Source organism: Gottfriedia solisilvae, assembly GCF_002128405.1.
In the GTDB taxonomy this organism is placed as follows: Bacteria; Bacillota; Bacilli; order Bacillales; family Bacillaceae_G; genus Gottfriedia; species Gottfriedia solisilvae.
On sequence record NZ_NETJ01000001.1, the window covers coordinates 14,786 to 30,598 of the forward strand.

Genomic DNA, 15,813 nt, shown 5'->3' on the forward strand with positions numbered 1-15,813 from the left:
TTTCACTTTATCTAAAATAGTAATAATGCAAAACAGACTATACCAATATTGGGTATGGTCTGTTTGTTTTATTACAAGAGATTTCACCAGAATTGCAAAGATATAAGCTGTTTTTTGTAGGGAGTGCAAGACGCCTATCACCAAACGTAAGTCTTTGGATGGGTAAAAACCTCTCTTGCACAGATTGAAGGAAATTAAACGCTCGCATATTAGTAGGTTAGCAAAGATGTATATAAATTAAAATGCTTTTTTAACAGAGCATATTTCAAGTAATTTAAAATTAAATATCTTTGTTCATGAAGAGTTCATAATAATTTTATAGTATGAAAGTATCGAACAATCAAAGGGGAATATTGCATGAAATCTAAAAAAAGCTGGTGGGTTTTACTCATCGTATCTATTGGGGGTATGATCCCTTTTATAACACCTTATTTAACAATAAATTCTACTAATAGTAGAATGCCTACTATTTGTTAAATGGTTTTTCTTTGCCAGGGGAAAGAGAGCAAATGGTAGAAGAAGTGTTAAATGTAAATATTTGGGTAGGTTTAATCATAAATGTAATCATCATAGAATGGGTTATATTAAATAAAAAAACGAATGAAAACAAATAAACTAGAACACTATGAAAACAAGAAAAGCCCCCTCAAAATAATGTTTGAAGGGGCTTAAGATTTATAATTGCTTACACTTTAGTAAGATTAACTTGCCTTACTCTTTTGTTCATTTTTATAATTGCTTTTTAATTTAAAATAAACTGGTAAACCAATAATTGCGATACCAATTGAAATCAGTGCATCTACTGGTGAGTTAATTAAAGTACTAACAATTATATAAAGTGTACCAACGATTGCAACGATTGGCGTTAAAGGATATAAAGGTACTTTATATAAAGTTTTATCATTATTCACTTTTTTACGTAAAATGAAAATAGCACTAAATGCCAGACCATAAAATAAAAATACTGCGAAAATTGCCATATCAGATAAACGGTCAGGATTCCAAAAAATCATCATTGCTAAAGCGATTATAATTTGTATGATTGTTGATCCAACAGGTGTATTAAATTTAGGATGAATGCTTGATAAAAACTTTGCACCCGGAATCATTTTTCTCTCAGCCATAGCAAAAGTAATACGTGGGAATGTAAGAATTTTACCATTTAAACATCCAAAGATTGATACTAAAATACCAATTGCAAGAAGTTTACCACCAAAATTACCAAATACTGATGTTGCTGCTGCAGTTGCGGCATTCGGACCTAATTCAACAATTTCTTTGGCAGGTAATAAATGAAGCATCGCTATATTTACAGATAAGTAAGCTATAATAACAATCAGAATTCCAGAAATAATTGCTCTAGGCAAAGTTTTTGATGGATTCTTCATTTCGCCAGCCATAAACCCAACGTTCATCCAACCATCATATGCCCATAGTGTTGCTAATACAGCTGCACCCATACTAATCGTTTGCGTAGTACTGCCGCTGTCAGCATTAAAGACAGTTACATCTCCTTGGAAAATACCAAATACAGCAATAAGAATAATCGGTACAAGTTTTCCTACTGTGGAAATTGTTTGGATGAATCCACCAAAATGTGTACCAAGTAAATTTAATGATCCTAATAAAATAATCGTTAGAATACCAATAAGAACTTTACTACTATCGTCAAATCCTAAGAAATCTGCAAGTAACGATCCAAAATATAGGCTAAGTGCGCCCATTACTGCAGGACCATATATTAGCGTTTGAACCCAACCACATAAAAAGCCCCACATCTCGCCATATACTTCTTCAATATAGGCGTATAATCCACCCGTTTTTGGAATTTTTACACTTACTTCAGCGATTGTTAGACCACTAGCGAGTGTAATAATTCCACCAATAATCCAAGCTAAAAGAGCCATTGTGGAATTAGCTGTTGATGACAGTACCACTCCTGGTTTCATGAAAATACCAGAACCAATAACTGTGCCGATTACTAGAGATGTTGATACGAAAAAGCCAATATTTTTCTTCAAATTTACTTCCTTTTCCACTTGCTCCACCAACTTTCAAAACAAATTTTAAAAATTAGAAAAATTATACCACATTAATTTTCTGTAGCTTTTTTTTCAGAAAAGTTAAAAATTTATTTGATACTTTTCAACTATTGTTGTTCAATTAATTAAAAGAACTATAGTCTATTAACTTTTGAGATTTTGTTTAATGAAAGAGTAAATAGTGCAGTGAAACTAACAAAAGTTGCTAATTTATGAAGGATAAAAAAAGGCTAATTTAATCTGTTTATTAATATAGTAATAACTTTATATCATGATAGATTTAATCGTAACCGAGTATTTTACACCTAAACCTAAGTAATTTAACAGGAGGATGAATCTAATGTTCCCAGGAGACTATATTTTTCTAATTCTTATTTATTTAAAGCCACTATTATTTATTGCCATTATTATTTGGTTGTTTTTTGAAAATAGAAAGAAAAAGTTTGAAATACAACGTTTAGAAGCTAAAATAGATAAAATATTGGAGACATTGAACAGGAAGGATTGAGGATATCAATGCAATGTAAGACAACTAGGATATACTGGCTGGCAAACTAACAAAGGTCTATTTCTTTTTGAAAAAGACCAAGTAAATTATTCTCATCATTACTGACATTTAAAAGGCCATATCCCTATTATTGGGGATTGGTCATTTTTTAGTTTAAGCTTGGCGAACCGATAAAAAGTAAGCTTAAACTAAAAATTTTACATTTCATCTTTTGAAAATTTGAAGTAATAAGGAAAGTTTTAGTAAAATGTATTAAATATATTAATGACCTTTTTAGGGGTGTGTAAATGGACAGTAAAAAACTAGCTGGTGAAAAGGCGGTTGAATTTGTTGAAGATGATATGATAGTTGGGCTAGGAACTGGTTCAACTGTTTATTGGACCATTTTAAAACTTGCAGAACGAATAAAAGAAGGATTAAAAATTAATGGCGTACCTACTTCAAAAGATACTGAACAACTTGCAATTAAATTAGGAATACCTTTAGTGGATCTTTCCGTGTTAAGTAAAGTAGATCTAGCGATTGATGGTGCTGATGAAGTGAATCCTAATTTAGCATTGATCAAAGGTGGAGGTGGAGCTTTATTACGTGAGAAAATGATCGCGTCCATTTCTGAGAAATTTATTATTGTTGCAGATGGATCAAAGTTTGTTCAGTCACTTGGTACATTCCCTTTACCGATAGAAGTTATACCATTTGGATGGGAATTGACAAAAAAACAGATTGAAAAAATAGGACCAATCAATCCAATTCTTCGTTTGAAAAATAATACCCCTTTTATTACAGATAATGGAAATTATATTTTAGACTGCTATATGAAAAGTATTGAAAAACCAGAGGACTTAACAGTTCAATTAAATATGATTCCCGGTGTGGTTGAGAATGGTCTTTTTGTTAATATGTGTGACTTTGCTATTATTGCTGGGAACAATGACACAATCGAGATTAAATATGGTTGTTAGATAACCTAATTTTATAAAAGAAAGCTGTAAAAAAAGAGTAAACACATTCTATGTTTGCTCTTTTAATTTTGTCTCAATTAGAGAATAATGTTGAAATTTTCCTTTTCAAATAACAGGTAGTAGATCCGATTACTGTAGATGTTTAAACAAAATACTTACGGTATGTTCAATCTTAAAATATCTAATGATAAAGACCTATTTCCCCCAAGTTTATATAAACTCTAAAATATACATCTTAATTAAATCATTCTAAAAGGTGAAATTTCATAGGGATTTCTACTTAAATAAATAATGAATGTCATATTTCGACAGAATTACCATGCCAATTATAGTAGCTTTTCAAGATAATTCCCCCAATTTACTGTCATACAGTAGACAAGTAAAATATGAATATGTAAAACTACTTGATTTACATAATATTGAACATTTCCTATCCCCTTCAATGATTACATCAAACATTCTTCTCATATACTATTATTTTTTCCTTATAGTGCTCATTTTACTGCTTAAAGACGAATTCAAAAGTATAAGGCAAGAGCACTTTCTCACTATCATTCATTCAGCTTTTGTAGTTTTACTGTTCTATTGAGTAATACATTGCTACAGATGATTCTGGAGCACAATTTTAACTGCATATTCGAGAGGAGAGGAATGAATGAAGCACTTTAAAAACAAGTCCTTAAAGGTACTTGCTACTGCTACTTTGACATCTATGATATTCTCACCATTTACTGTTATTGCTGAAAGCCCTGAAAACAACACTGTATCATCACCAACTATCGAAGAAATTGTTAAACAAGGGAGGCAAATACTTTTAGATAAAGCAAAAGCTTCCACTGGTAATGATAAGGATAAATTAGGTTACAAAGACCTAAAAGAAAAAGGATTAATTAAAGCCTATAAGCCGAATGAAAAAGTCCGAGTAATTGTAGAAATCGAAGAACCTTCAGCTGATGAAAAATCAACAAAAAGTAAAAAAGAATTATTCAAACAAAAACAGGATCAAGTCATGAATCAAATACCAACTGGAAAATCAAAATCTCCAAATAAGCTTAAGCAACGATTTTACGAAGGGTTTAATGGTTTCAGCTTAGAAACAGAGTTTCAGAAAGTCAGTGAAATACAGTCAATTCCTGGTGTATTAAATGTACATATTGCAAGAACATTTAAACCTTCTATGGGAGCAAGTAAGGAATTAGTACAAGCTCAAAAAGTGTGGAATCAATATGGATATGAGGGTGAAGGTTTACTAGTTGCAATTATTGACTCTGGGATTGATTATACGCATAAAGATATGAAATTGACTGATAAAGGCAAACAAAAAGTGAAATTAACTCAAGATGGCTTAAAAGAAAAATTTTCTGAAACAGCTGTTAACGATGTTTGGTATAGCGACAAAGTTCCAACAGGATATGATTGGGCTGATGGTGATACAGATGTCATTCCAGGTGGTTCTGGTAGTTCCCATGGTACGCATGTAGCTGGTACTGTTGGAGCAAATGGTGATGAGGCAAATGATGGAGTCCAAGGTATTGCACCGGGTGTTCAATTATTAGCAGAAAAAGTATTTTCTGATTATAGTAGTGCTGCATACGAGGATGATATCATCGCAGGAATTGAACATGCGGTCACTATGGGTGCAGACGTCATCAACATGAGTTTAGGTACTGATGCAGGCTATGTTGGAGAAGAAAATGACCCAATTCAAAAAACAATTCGTCAAGCAACTGAGCAAGGTTCACTTGTTGTAGTTGCTAGTGGTAACGCATCATATAGTTCAAAAAATAATATTATCCCTTCATCTTTGAAACCATATGCAGAAAATCCTGACATCGGGATCGTTGGTGAACCATCTGTAAGTCCTTATGCTATTTCAGTTGCATCTTACGAAAACTCAAAAATTCATTTAAATACTTTAGCAGAAACAAATGGTATTCAGTTACCGTTTCAAGATCAAACTCAATTTCCATCATCTTATAACTTTAAATTATCTAAGTCATTAACACCTGGAGAAGATTATGAAATGGTCTACGTAGGAGAAGGAACGAGTGCTTCTGATTATCAAGGTAAAGACGTAAATGGTAAAATAGTAGTAGCGAAGCTTTTAGATACATATAGCTATTATTCTTCTATGCAATATGATGCCCAGCGAAAAGGTGCCAAAGCACTAATCATCATTCCACCTAGTAACAATAATGATATGGCCGATTATCCTTACTTAGGGTTAAGTCCATACTCAATCCCAGTAGCAACTACTGGTAAGGTTCCTGGAGACGCATTAGTTAGTAAGTTGACAAGTGGACAAGTTGTAAAAATGCATTTATCAAAAGGGACTTGGGTAGATAATTCAAATAAAAATTCAATGTCTGAATTTTCATCGATTGGATCACCACATACATTAGATTTTAAACCAGAACTTTCCGCACCTGGAGGTAGTATTTACTCGACAGTGCCAGGAAACGATTATGAGATTATGAGTGGTACTTCAATGGCATCACCTCATGTAGCTGGTGGTTCAACATTATTACTACAAGCTTTATATGAAAAAGGATTTTCTCATTCAAAAAATACAGCATTGAAAGCAAAATTAGCTTTAATGAATACTGCAAACGTAGTTATGGATCCACGAACAAACAACCAAGTACCTTATTCGCCACGAGTTCAAGGGTCTGGTTTAATGCAGATTCAAAATGCTATTAATACACCTGCGATCATTACTAGAAAAGATACCCCACTTGAACAAGCAGGAGCAGTTGCTTTAAAAGAAATTTCGAATGGAAAAGCAAGCTTCAAATTAAATTTAGAAGCTTTTGATAATCCTAAAGACAAAGACAAAGATAAAAAAGATCTAGAATATAAAGTATTTGTTGATATTATGACAGATCAAACTGAAGTGAAAGATTTTGATTTAGATAATGATGGTAAATTGGATTCCAAAGAATATTTAACATTAACTAGTAAACATGTTAAAGGTGCCGAAGTGAAAGTAAATGATAATAAAGTGTCTAACACAGATGGGACTATTATAAAAATTAAACCAGGTCAAACTAAAAGCATTACTGTAGATTTATCATTGCCACATACATTAAAGAAAAATAGTTTTGTAGAAGGGTTTGTAAGACTTGTTCCAACAGATAAAGGTAAAGCAGTAACTTTAACAGTTCCATACATGGGCTTTAACGGAGAATGGGATGATCCTCAAAATATTGACCCAGCTGCATGGGAAAAGGATGCATTTTTAGGCTATACGGCACTTTGGGATGAATTGTCTGAACGTTACCCTATGGGATACGACCCATCTACAGGAAGATTTGATGTTAACCATATAGCTGTGTCACCGAACATGTATATAAATGGTGCTTATGCTACGTTCACTACATTACGTAATTTACAAAAAACAGAAATGTATATAGAAGATAAAAATGAAAATAAGATTCAATATCTAGGTGACTTTAGTGAATACACAGGCAAGCCATGGAAATTCCGAAAAAACATTATGGTATATGGAGACTATATGTACGGCGGATATATGTGGGATATGAAAGATCAAAATGGCAATATTGTACCTGATGGAGATTACAAATATGTTATTAAGACTACTTTAGATTATAAAAATGCTAAACCTCAGGAAGTAAAATTGCCGATAAAAGTAGATTCGATTGCTCCAACAGTATCTGATATTCAAGTAAAACCAAAAGATGGGAAATATGAAATTTCCTTCAAAGCAGAAGATACAACAAACGGAAGTGGTTATAATGTTGGGATTATTTGGTGCAATGGTCAGTTTATTGAACTACAAAGAGGGGAAACATCAATCATTGTAGATGATGAACCGAAGAGTGTAGTGGTGCTGGGTGCTGACTACGCTTATAATCAGGGTTACACAGTTTGGGGAGATCCATCTTATATCAATGAATATATGGTTATCTCATTTTCATATGTAGATCCAGTAACCGAAGTGAACAAAGACAACCCAGCAAATATTATTAGTTATGCTTATAACCGAGTAGACTGGACGATCAATATTAAAAATAGTAATGGGGATTTGATCGATTCGTTTGAAGTGAAAAATGAGCATTCCCTTCGAACTCAATGGGCACCTAAGACCGATCTCCCAGACGGGACATATTATATTTCACTTGATGTTGTCACAAAGAGCGGTCTAAAAGTCACAACAACTCCTGAAGCAGTTACTGTTCGTCAATAACAATATAAATAAAGTATTCTCTAATAGTTCTTTAATCGACTTACATTAGTAGCTGGTTGGTGAAGAAAACCTTGGGTTATTTACTCACACGTATAGTGTGTTTTGAATTTCTCCAAGGTTTTTTTATTTAAAAAGCAGTACAAATGTAAAAATCATTGAATTTTAAACAATCAATCTAGCAATACATTAAAAGCAGGAAGCAGAGAATTATTTGTCGAAGTAAGTTTAAATATGAAGAAGATATTTAGAGAAAATATCTTAGCAAGATTTACTAATGAAAATCGGAGAGTGAATCTATATGAATATATCAGTTTTAGGTTGCGGCCGTTGGGGTACTTTTATAGCATGGTATATCAATAAAGTTGGTCATCAGGTTATGTTGTGGGGTAGAGAAAACTCTAGAAATTATCATTCACTAAAAGAAAATCGAAAAAATGATTACCTTTCTTTACCAGATACAATTGAATTGAACAATTCATTAGAAACAGCAGTTTCATTCGCGGACACAATTATCATATCGATTAGTGCACAAGAATTACGTTCATTTGCAAAACAATTACATGCTTTAAGTGGTATTCAAGGAAAAACGGTTATTTTATGTATGAAAGGCATCGAAGCAAATAGTGGAAAAAGATTAACTCAAGTTTTTAGTGAAGAAGTCGGAAAACACGTGAATGTTGCTATATGGGTAGGCCCAGGACATGTGCAGGATTTTGTGAATGATATACCGAATTGTATGGTCATTAGCTCAGAGAATATTGAAGTAACAAAAGAGATTGTTAATGCTTTTAATAGTGATTTAATTCGATTTTATTATGGACAAGACCTTATTGGAAATGAAATTGGAGCGGCTACAAAAAATGTTATGGGGATCGCAGCAGGCATGTTAGATGGACTACATTATAGTAGTTTAAAAGGCTCACTTATGGCTCGAGGTACCAGAGAAATTTCTCGCCTTGTCAGAGCAATGGGAGGAAATGATATTACCATTTACGGGTTAAGTCATCTCGGAGACTATGAAGCTACATTGTTTTCAGATCATAGTCATAATCGTAAATTTGGTCAAGCCTACGCTCAAGGTGAAAAATTTGAGAAATTAGCAGAAGGTGTTTCAACAGTAAAAGCTTTAAAAGAGTTATCCGTTAAATATGACGTTGAACTCCCTATTAGTTCTGCTTTATATGAAATATTATTTGAAGAAAAAGATGCTAAAGAAACATTAGTGAATTTATTTTTAAGACCAGTAAAATTTGAGTTTTAATCCAATTATTAAATAGGATACTAGAATACGGAAACGGCTGTACCTTTTTGGACAGTCGTTTTTACTATGATTCTTTAATTGAGATCTATTAAGGTAAATAAATTGTGTAAGTTTATTTGTGATGCTACCTCAATCGATGAAGGATACGTACATCCTGAAACCTTACTAGAGAAGGTCAAAATAAAAGGTAGAGGTGGTACAATCCTTCAACCTGGTATTGATATGATTGAAAGTGCAAAAGATTTAGGTGCAAGACTACCATTTATCCCGCGCGGTGAAGTTTTTAGAATGAAATAATAAAGCAAATTTACTATTCTATTTTTCTAAAGCAGTTCTTAAAGAACTGCTTTTTTGTATGTATATACTATTAATATAGTAGGGTTTAACAATCTTTGACATGGTATTGCATAAATAAACAAGAACAGATATAATTATTTAAAGTCTAAATATAGTAAATATTCTATATATTTAATTAAATCGGTAAATTTATAAAAGATAGTATTACATAGGGGGAATTTAAATGAAGAACTTTAAAAAAATGTCATTTGCTTTTGCTGTTTCAACGGCACTGATTCTATCTGCTTGCGGAAAAGATTCAAAAACAAGTGGTACTGAAAATCAAAAACCTTTAAGAGTTGTTACAGATGCGGCTTATGCACCATTTGAATATCTTGATAAAGGTAAAATCGTCGGATTCGATGTTGATTTTACAAATGCAGTTGCAAAAGAAGCTGGGTTGAAAATTGATATTGTAAACGTTGGTTGGGACCCATTATTCGCAGAAGTTGGAGACAAGCTAGCTGATATTGGTATGTCCTCTATTACAATCAATGATGATCGTAAAATTAAATATGATTTTACTGTTCCTTACTTCCTTTCAACAAATAAGATTTTAGTACCTGAAGGCAGTGATATTAAATCTGCAGAAGATCTAAAAGGGAAAGTCGTAGCAGTGCAAAATGGAACAACTGGTCAAGAAGCAGTTGAATCATTATTAGGTAAAAACAGTAAGGATGTTAAAAAATTCGAAAATAATAATCTAGCAATTCTTGAATTAAAAAGTGGCGGAGCAGATGCTGTAGTTGCTGATAATGCAGTAGTAGAAACATATGCAAAAAATAATCCGAATGAAAAATTAGTCGTAATTGAAGATAAAGATAGCTTTGCTGCAGAGTTTTACGGCTTAATGTTACCTAAAGGAAGTAAATATAAAGAGAAATTAGATAAAGCAGTAAAAGAAGTTGTTGAGAATGGAACTTATGAAGATATTTATAAAGAACATTTTGGTACTGAACCTGATCTTGAAACGTTAAAAGCTGAACAAAATAAATAGAAGTCTAAAAATTGCGTAACCTCACCAGTGTTACGCAATTTTAGATAATTGGGGGAAGAATTTAGATGGGATTTAATTGGGATGTAATCGTAGAATATTTGCCATTTTTCTGGGAAGGCACATTGTTAACAATTGCCCTATCTTTAGCGGGAATCGTATTAGGTACAATTATTGGTTTATTTATCGGATTAGGAAAAATGCAATCGAATAAATGGTTAGCTTTACCGTTTGTATGGTATATCAATTTCTTCCGAGGAACACCATTATTCGTTCAAATTCTATTAATTCATTTTGGGGTAGTACCTTACTTTATAGGAGAGACGAATCCAATTGCCGCTGCAATTATCGCATTATCATTAAACGCTGCAGCGTATATTGCGGAAATTTTCCGCGCAGGAATACAGTCAATTGATAAGGGACAAATGGAAGCTTCTAGATCACTTGGTATGACACATGTACAAGCTATGAGATATGTAATATTACCTCAAGCGATTAAAAGAATGATTCCACCACTTGGTAATGAATTTGTTGTATTAATCAAAGAGTCTTCTATTGCTGCAATTATCGCAACACCAGAAATCATGTATTGGAGCCGTGCGATGAATGGTCAATACTATATTGTTTGGGAGCCATATTTAATGGCAGCATTCATTTACTTAATATTAACGTTATCGTTAAGCGCAGTATTAAATCGTATTGAAAGAAGGCTGACAACAGGATGATAAAAGTAGAAAAATTAAAAAAATCATTTGGTGCGTTAGAAGTTTTAAAAGATATAAATATTACGATTAATCATAAAGAAGTTGTCGTTGTCATAGGGCCTTCTGGTTCTGGTAAATCAACATTTCTACGATGTTTAAATATGTTAGAGACGATTACTGATGGTAGTGTTTTAATTGAAGGTGTTGATATTACAGATAAGAAAACGAATATAAACAATATTCGTACAGAAGTTGGTATGGTATTCCAACACTTTAATTTATTTCCGCATCTTACAGTATTAGAAAATATTATGTTAGCACCAACAAAAGTTCGAAATACTTCAAAGGAAGATGCAAAAGAAAAAGCTTTGGAACTATTAAAGAAAGTTGGACTAGCAGATAAAGCTAGCATTTATCCAGATTCATTATCAGGTGGTCAAAAACAGCGTGTTGCGATTGCAAGAGCTCTTGCTATGGAACCAAAAATTATGTTGTTTGATGAACCTACTTCAGCACTTGATCCAGAAATGGTAGGCGAAGTATTAGAAGTAATGAAGCAGCTAGCAAAAGAAGGTATGACGATGGTTATCGTTACGCATGAAATGGGATTCGCTCGTGAAGTCGGAGATCGAGTCATATTTATGGATCAAGGCTATATTGTTGAAGAAAACGAACCAGTACAAATTTTCGATTTTCCAAGGCATGAACGCACGAAGAGTTTCCTAAGTAAAGTTTTATAATTATTAATTTTAAAAGATTATTAGTTTAAGGGAGGCCACAAAAGTGGTCTTCTTTTTTTGAACCCAAATGTTAGAAAATATATTAATAGCAGTTACACATAAGAATTCCCTTCATTTTCATAATTTACTAGAATCGTAATATCATAAAATTCCATTTTCTCACCTATATTAAAGGAAGAGTATTTGAAACAAGACTTTGTATCTGCAGTCATTAGAAGTAGTGTAATAGGGCTGTTTTTAATTCAAAATTTCTAATATAGGAGTAGATACTATTGAAGCTTCCACAATCTGTCGTTTTAAATGAGATTGGACCAAGATTACAATTACAAAATAACCTACATTTATCCAATGAACAAAAACTCAATTGGATTCATTTGCTTGCCGAAAGTGGTGTACCTAATATTGAAGTGTCTTCCTTTGTAAGGACTAATCAAAAAAAAGATTTCAATGATGCAGCGGAATTAGTTTTAAAGTTAAAAAAGAAAGAAAGCTGCCATTACAGCGTCTTAATACCTAATAAGCGCGGATTGACAAGAGCTTTTGTTGTTGATGCAGATCAAGTAAATATGTTTATCTCTAGTAGTGAAACTTATAATCAATTTACGAAAGAAGCGACTATTCAACAAACTGTGCAAGAAATAAAGAAAATGGTAAATGAGTGTAAAGATCATGGGAAAAGTACTAGAGTCTATATTACAACCGTATTTGGTTGCCCATTTGAAGGGAATATAAGTATTCAAAAAACAATTAAATTAGCTAATCAACTTATAGACATTGCTATAGATGAAATCTCCTTTGTAGATTCCGTTGGTAAGGCCACTCCTCCACAAATTCAACTATTCTTAGAAGATTTATTGAAAACAGTTCCATCAGATCGTTGTTCAATGCAGTTTTATAATACTTACGGTCGTGCAATTTCAAATGTTTATACATCTTTGGCATATGGAATTCATCGCTTCGATTCGTCAAATGGAGGTTATGGGGGACTATTTCCTTCAAATGAAAAAAATCAGATGGTCGCAACAGAGGATATTTTATCATTATTGACTCAACTAGGGATCTATACGTCAATTGATGAACAAAGTCTTCAACATGCTACTCAGTACATCGTGAACGAATTAACAGTAGATCCAACTAGTAAACTTTTTTCAGTCATGAAAAACAAAAAGCATCCGAAATGATGCTTTTTTGTAGGGAATTAATCATTAATATGTGTACAAAATAACTGAGTTTTGGACAAGATTACTTAATTTCAGCATATACTTTACTAGTTTAGTTGAAAGGGGAAACGTAAATGTCTAGTATTGAAGCATTTATTTTAGGAATTATCCAAGGACTTACTGAATTTCTTCCAATCAGTAGTACAGGTCATTTGTATATTGGGCGACATTTATTTGGACTTGATGAAGCGGGGTTATTATTAGATACACTTATGCATATTGGTACGTTATTAGCGGTGTTTGTATTTTATCAAAATGAATGGAAGCAATTAATCAAAAAACCATTTTCTAAATTAACTTTATTGTTAGTTGTCGGTACATTACCTGCTGTAGTCGTTGGTTTATTATTTAAAGACTTCTTTGATGCAATTTCAGTTTCTGGAAAAACAATAGGCTGGGAATTTATTTTTACTGGCATTATTTTGTTTATTGCAGATAAAAAACGAAAGGGTACAAAAACAATGGAAGAGTTAACTTGGAAAGATGCACTATTTATCGGTTCATTCCAAGCACTTGCCATTTTTCCAGCAGTATCACGCTCCGGTCTTACAATTGCCGCTGCATTGTTTAAAGGAATGGAGCGGAAAAGTGCAGCATATTTTTCGTTTTTACTTTCAACTCCAGCAATTCTTGGTGGCATCATTTTACAAGGTAAAGATGTATTAGGAGGCAAGGTAGAGCAAATCTCATTTTTTCCACTTTTTATTGGTACATTAGCTTCAGCTTTATTTGGTTATCTTGCAATTAACTGGATGATCAACTTATTAAAGAAACAATCACTTAATGTATTTGGTTATTATGTTGTCATCCTTGGCGTTAGTATAGTGATTCTCCAATATTTACATGTGTTTTAATCAATTTCATTTTTCAATTGAATAAACTCAGTTACATGATGGCGAATATAATTACTGATCGAGCTTGTTGTTTGTTGTGATAGCTTTTGAGCTGCATTAAATGAAGATACGACCATTGACTGCAAAACAAGATCTTTCTTTAAAAGTGAAAGTGATGGATTTTCACCATCTATATCCCATGATTGTATATGAGAGATAAACTGTTCTAAATGGTGAATCATTGCTTGATCGTTAAAGAATTGTAAAGCCTTTTTAAGCTCTGTCCATGCCTTTCTAAACATTAATAAATGTACTGTCCACCAATAAAACTCTTCTTTAGATCTTAATGCATGCTTAAAATAAACGGTATACATAAATAGTGCTTGTTGTCCTTTGGAAAGATTTCTATAATGAGACTCTGTAAAGTCTATTCCTTTAGATTGTTTATAAGCAAGGATAGAAGGTTCTATACAAGCCCAACATAAATCAGCATCACTTAATGAATTGAATTTAATTTTAGATAACGTAACTAACATGAAACCACACTCCTCAATGCATATTGTACTGTAATCATAGATATGGAATGATATGTTTTTCCTACATACGATAAAATTGAGTTACATAAAGTAGAAAAAGATGCTTAGAGCACATGACCTCTAAGCATCTTTTTAAGTTTATAATTTCTTAACTTTTTCCTCATCACCAGTCAATGCGTTTACATAAATATCATAAGTATCATTGTCTAAAGTACCAATAAATTCATAACATAGTACTTCTTTATTAAAGTCATTTAGAAGGATCGCTAATCTTTCCTCTTGTACTTTTACATTTGGATTAACTTTTTTGCGTGCCTGTACTTTTGTTAATTTAGGTGTTGGTATGTTGCGTTTATGATTTGAAACTACGTAAGATTTCGCATTAAAACCGATAACTTTCCCATTATCCAACGCAACTTTTAGTTGGATTGATTCAGGGTATATACGAACATCATTAACAGTTTTAACAAATTGAAATACGCCAATTGTATCGTATTGAGAGCTATCGTATATTTCCATATCCGTATATTTTTGTTTCTTTAAGTAATTTGCGCCACTTTTACCAGCATCTTCAAGACTAATTTGCTGCTTTTTAATATCTCTATTCGTAATAAAAAATAATGGGTGACCACCCGTTTCAGTTATTTCCATATAAGAATCAGCCTTTGGATTTTTATGCTCCATTGAAACAGAATAGAAGGGCTCACTGCTACCATCTAAACTCTTATTTACAGCAATATCTTTATAATTTTTAATAGGGAAGTAAGATTTTGCGATTTTTTTCGCTTCACTCTCTGAAATTTTATCACCTGTAAGTTTCTTTAACTCTTTTGACTGCTCAGGTCCAGTAGTGAAGGTAGGTCCAAAATCTTGATCAACTGTCGATTTGGTTTGCTCAACATGTTTAAAACCATTGATAATCACATTATCTCTTGGCGCTTCTTTTTGAGCGGATACAGTCTGTACATCAATCCAACTTAGGTTTTTATCAATAATATCCGACTGAACATTACGAAGACCATTTTGAACACTTTCTGATTTTTTATAGATGGCTTTAAGGGTGTTATATTCTTCATCAGTTAACGGTTCTTTTTCTAAGTCCCGAACTGCTGTTCTGTAACTGAAATTTGCTATTTTCGTTAAAAAAGCTTGTGTTTTATCAAAGGGTAAAAATTTCAATGGTAATTGTGCGATATCTGATTTGGACTCAATTGATAATCTCCATACATCTGCAAGTGCAGGGGATAGGGAGGCTTTAGAATTCATCGCAAGTGTAGCACCAATCTTATCATGTAATAAATCAACATCATATGTTAATTCATTATAGGCCCTTTGGTAACTATTTTCTGCTTGATTATGCATTTCTTGAAGGTCACGATGTTTTGTATATCCCCAATAGCCTGTACCAATTAAGGCGACAGACAAAGCTCCAATTATGATAGCGTTTTTCATATTCACACCTCAATTTAG

Annotated in this window: 13 protein-coding genes; 10 read left to right on the forward strand and 3 right to left on the reverse strand. The window is 32.7% G+C overall.

Annotated elements, in window-relative coordinates; all coding sequences use genetic code 11:
* Positions 1 to 701: 701 nt before the first annotated feature.
* A complete protein-coding gene (locus CAB05_RS00050) occupies positions 702 to 2,039 on the reverse strand; it encodes an APC family permease (protein WP_087997722.1) in 1,338 nt (445 codons plus the stop codon).
* A 343-nt stretch (positions 2,040 to 2,382) separates the two neighbouring features.
* On the opposite strand from CAB05_RS00050, the gene CAB05_RS21945 reads away from it, so the two are divergent.
* The 10 genes from CAB05_RS21945 to CAB05_RS00095 all read left to right on the forward strand — a co-directional run bounded on the left by CAB05_RS21945 (position 2,383) and on the right by CAB05_RS00095 (position 13,828).
* Positions 2,383 to 2,550, forward strand: a complete 168-nt coding sequence (locus CAB05_RS21945; protein ID WP_158093128.1) for a hypothetical protein — start codon at positions 2,383 to 2,385, stop codon at positions 2,548 to 2,550.
* A 287-nt stretch (positions 2,551 to 2,837) separates the two neighbouring features.
* Complete coding sequence (gene rpiA / locus CAB05_RS00055) at positions 2,838 to 3,512, forward strand: ribose-5-phosphate isomerase RpiA (RefSeq protein WP_087997723.1); 675 nt, start codon at positions 2,838 to 2,840, stop codon at positions 3,510 to 3,512.
* A 655-nt stretch (positions 3,513 to 4,167) separates the two neighbouring features.
* The gene (locus tag CAB05_RS00060; RefSeq protein ID WP_087997724.1) at positions 4,168 to 7,719 is read left to right on the forward strand and encodes a S8 family serine peptidase; all 3,552 of its coding nucleotides are present in this window, start codon (positions 4,168 to 4,170) and stop codon (positions 7,717 to 7,719) included.
* 298 nt (positions 7,720 to 8,017) lie between these two features.
* The gene (locus tag CAB05_RS00065) at positions 8,018 to 8,980 is read left to right on the forward strand and encodes an NAD(P)H-dependent glycerol-3-phosphate dehydrogenase (RefSeq protein ID WP_087997725.1); all 963 of its coding nucleotides are present in this window, start codon (positions 8,018 to 8,020) and stop codon (positions 8,978 to 8,980) included.
* A 78-nt stretch (positions 8,981 to 9,058) separates the two neighbouring features.
* On the forward strand, positions 9,059 to 9,277 hold the full coding sequence (locus CAB05_RS00070; protein ID WP_142283027.1) for a hypothetical protein: 219 nt from the start codon (positions 9,059 to 9,061) through the stop codon (positions 9,275 to 9,277).
* 223 nt (positions 9,278 to 9,500) lie between these two features.
* Positions 9,501 to 10,313, forward strand: coding sequence for a basic amino acid ABC transporter substrate-binding protein (locus CAB05_RS00075; protein ID WP_087997727.1), 813 nt, complete (start codon positions 9,501 to 9,503; stop codon positions 10,311 to 10,313).
* Between the two features lie 65 nt (positions 10,314 to 10,378).
* On the forward strand, positions 10,379 to 11,035 hold the full coding sequence (locus CAB05_RS00080) for an amino acid ABC transporter permease (protein WP_087997728.1): 657 nt from the start codon (positions 10,379 to 10,381) through the stop codon (positions 11,033 to 11,035).
* A complete protein-coding gene (locus CAB05_RS00085; protein WP_087997729.1) occupies positions 11,032 to 11,754 on the forward strand; it encodes an amino acid ABC transporter ATP-binding protein in 723 nt (240 codons plus the stop codon). Before CAB05_RS00080 ends, CAB05_RS00085 begins: the two co-directional genes overlap by 4 nt.
* 272 nt (positions 11,755 to 12,026) lie before the next feature.
* Positions 12,027 to 12,935, forward strand: a complete 909-nt coding sequence (locus tag CAB05_RS00090) for a hydroxymethylglutaryl-CoA lyase (protein ID WP_158093129.1) — start codon at positions 12,027 to 12,029, stop codon at positions 12,933 to 12,935.
* Between the two features lie 113 nt (positions 12,936 to 13,048).
* A complete protein-coding gene (locus tag CAB05_RS00095) occupies positions 13,049 to 13,828 on the forward strand; it encodes an undecaprenyl-diphosphate phosphatase (RefSeq protein ID WP_087997731.1) in 780 nt (259 codons plus the stop codon).
* On the opposite strand, the gene CAB05_RS00100 is transcribed toward CAB05_RS00095, so the two are convergent.
* Both CAB05_RS00100 and ypeB read right to left on the reverse strand, forming a co-directional pair.
* Positions 13,825 to 14,343, reverse strand: a complete 519-nt coding sequence (locus tag CAB05_RS00100) for a hypothetical protein (RefSeq protein WP_087997732.1) — start codon at positions 14,341 to 14,343, stop codon at positions 13,825 to 13,827. The two genes, CAB05_RS00095 and CAB05_RS00100, sit on opposite strands and share 4 nt — an antisense overlap.
* A 138-nt stretch (positions 14,344 to 14,481) precedes the next feature.
* Positions 14,482 to 15,795 (reverse strand): germination protein YpeB, encoded by a 1,314-nt coding sequence (ypeB, locus tag CAB05_RS00105; protein WP_087997733.1) that lies wholly within the window; start codon positions 15,793 to 15,795, stop codon positions 14,482 to 14,484.
* Positions 15,796 to 15,813: the final 18 nt, after the last annotated feature.

Bases quoted from the DNA above. Each gene is read 5' to 3' on its own strand.
- CAB05_RS00100 (WP_087997732.1), bottom strand. From the start codon at position 14,343: ATGTTAGTTACGTTATCTAAAATTAAATTCAATTCATTAAGTGATGCT.
- CAB05_RS00080 (WP_087997728.1), top strand. From the start codon at position 10,379: ATGGGATTTAATTGGGATGTAATCGTAGAATATTTGCCATTTTTCTGG.
- CAB05_RS00085 (WP_087997729.1), top strand. From the start codon at position 11,032: ATGATAAAAGTAGAAAAATTAAAAAAATCATTTGGTGCGTTAGAAGTT.
- CAB05_RS00095 (WP_087997731.1), top strand. From the start codon at position 13,049: ATGTCTAGTATTGAAGCATTTATTTTAGGAATTATCCAAGGACTTACT.
- CAB05_RS21945 (WP_158093128.1), top strand. From the start codon at position 2,383: ATGTTCCCAGGAGACTATATTTTTCTAATTCTTATTTATTTAAAGCCA.
- rpiA (WP_087997723.1), top strand. From the start codon at position 2,838: ATGGACAGTAAAAAACTAGCTGGTGAAAAGGCGGTTGAATTTGTTGAA.
- CAB05_RS00065 (WP_087997725.1), top strand. From the start codon at position 8,018: ATGAATATATCAGTTTTAGGTTGCGGCCGTTGGGGTACTTTTATAGCA.
- ypeB (WP_087997733.1), bottom strand. From the start codon at position 15,795: ATGAAAAACGCTATCATAATTGGAGCTTTGTCTGTCGCCTTAATTGGT.
- CAB05_RS00060 (WP_087997724.1), top strand. From the start codon at position 4,168: ATGAAGCACTTTAAAAACAAGTCCTTAAAGGTACTTGCTACTGCTACT.
- CAB05_RS00075 (WP_087997727.1), top strand. From the start codon at position 9,501: ATGAAGAACTTTAAAAAAATGTCATTTGCTTTTGCTGTTTCAACGGCA.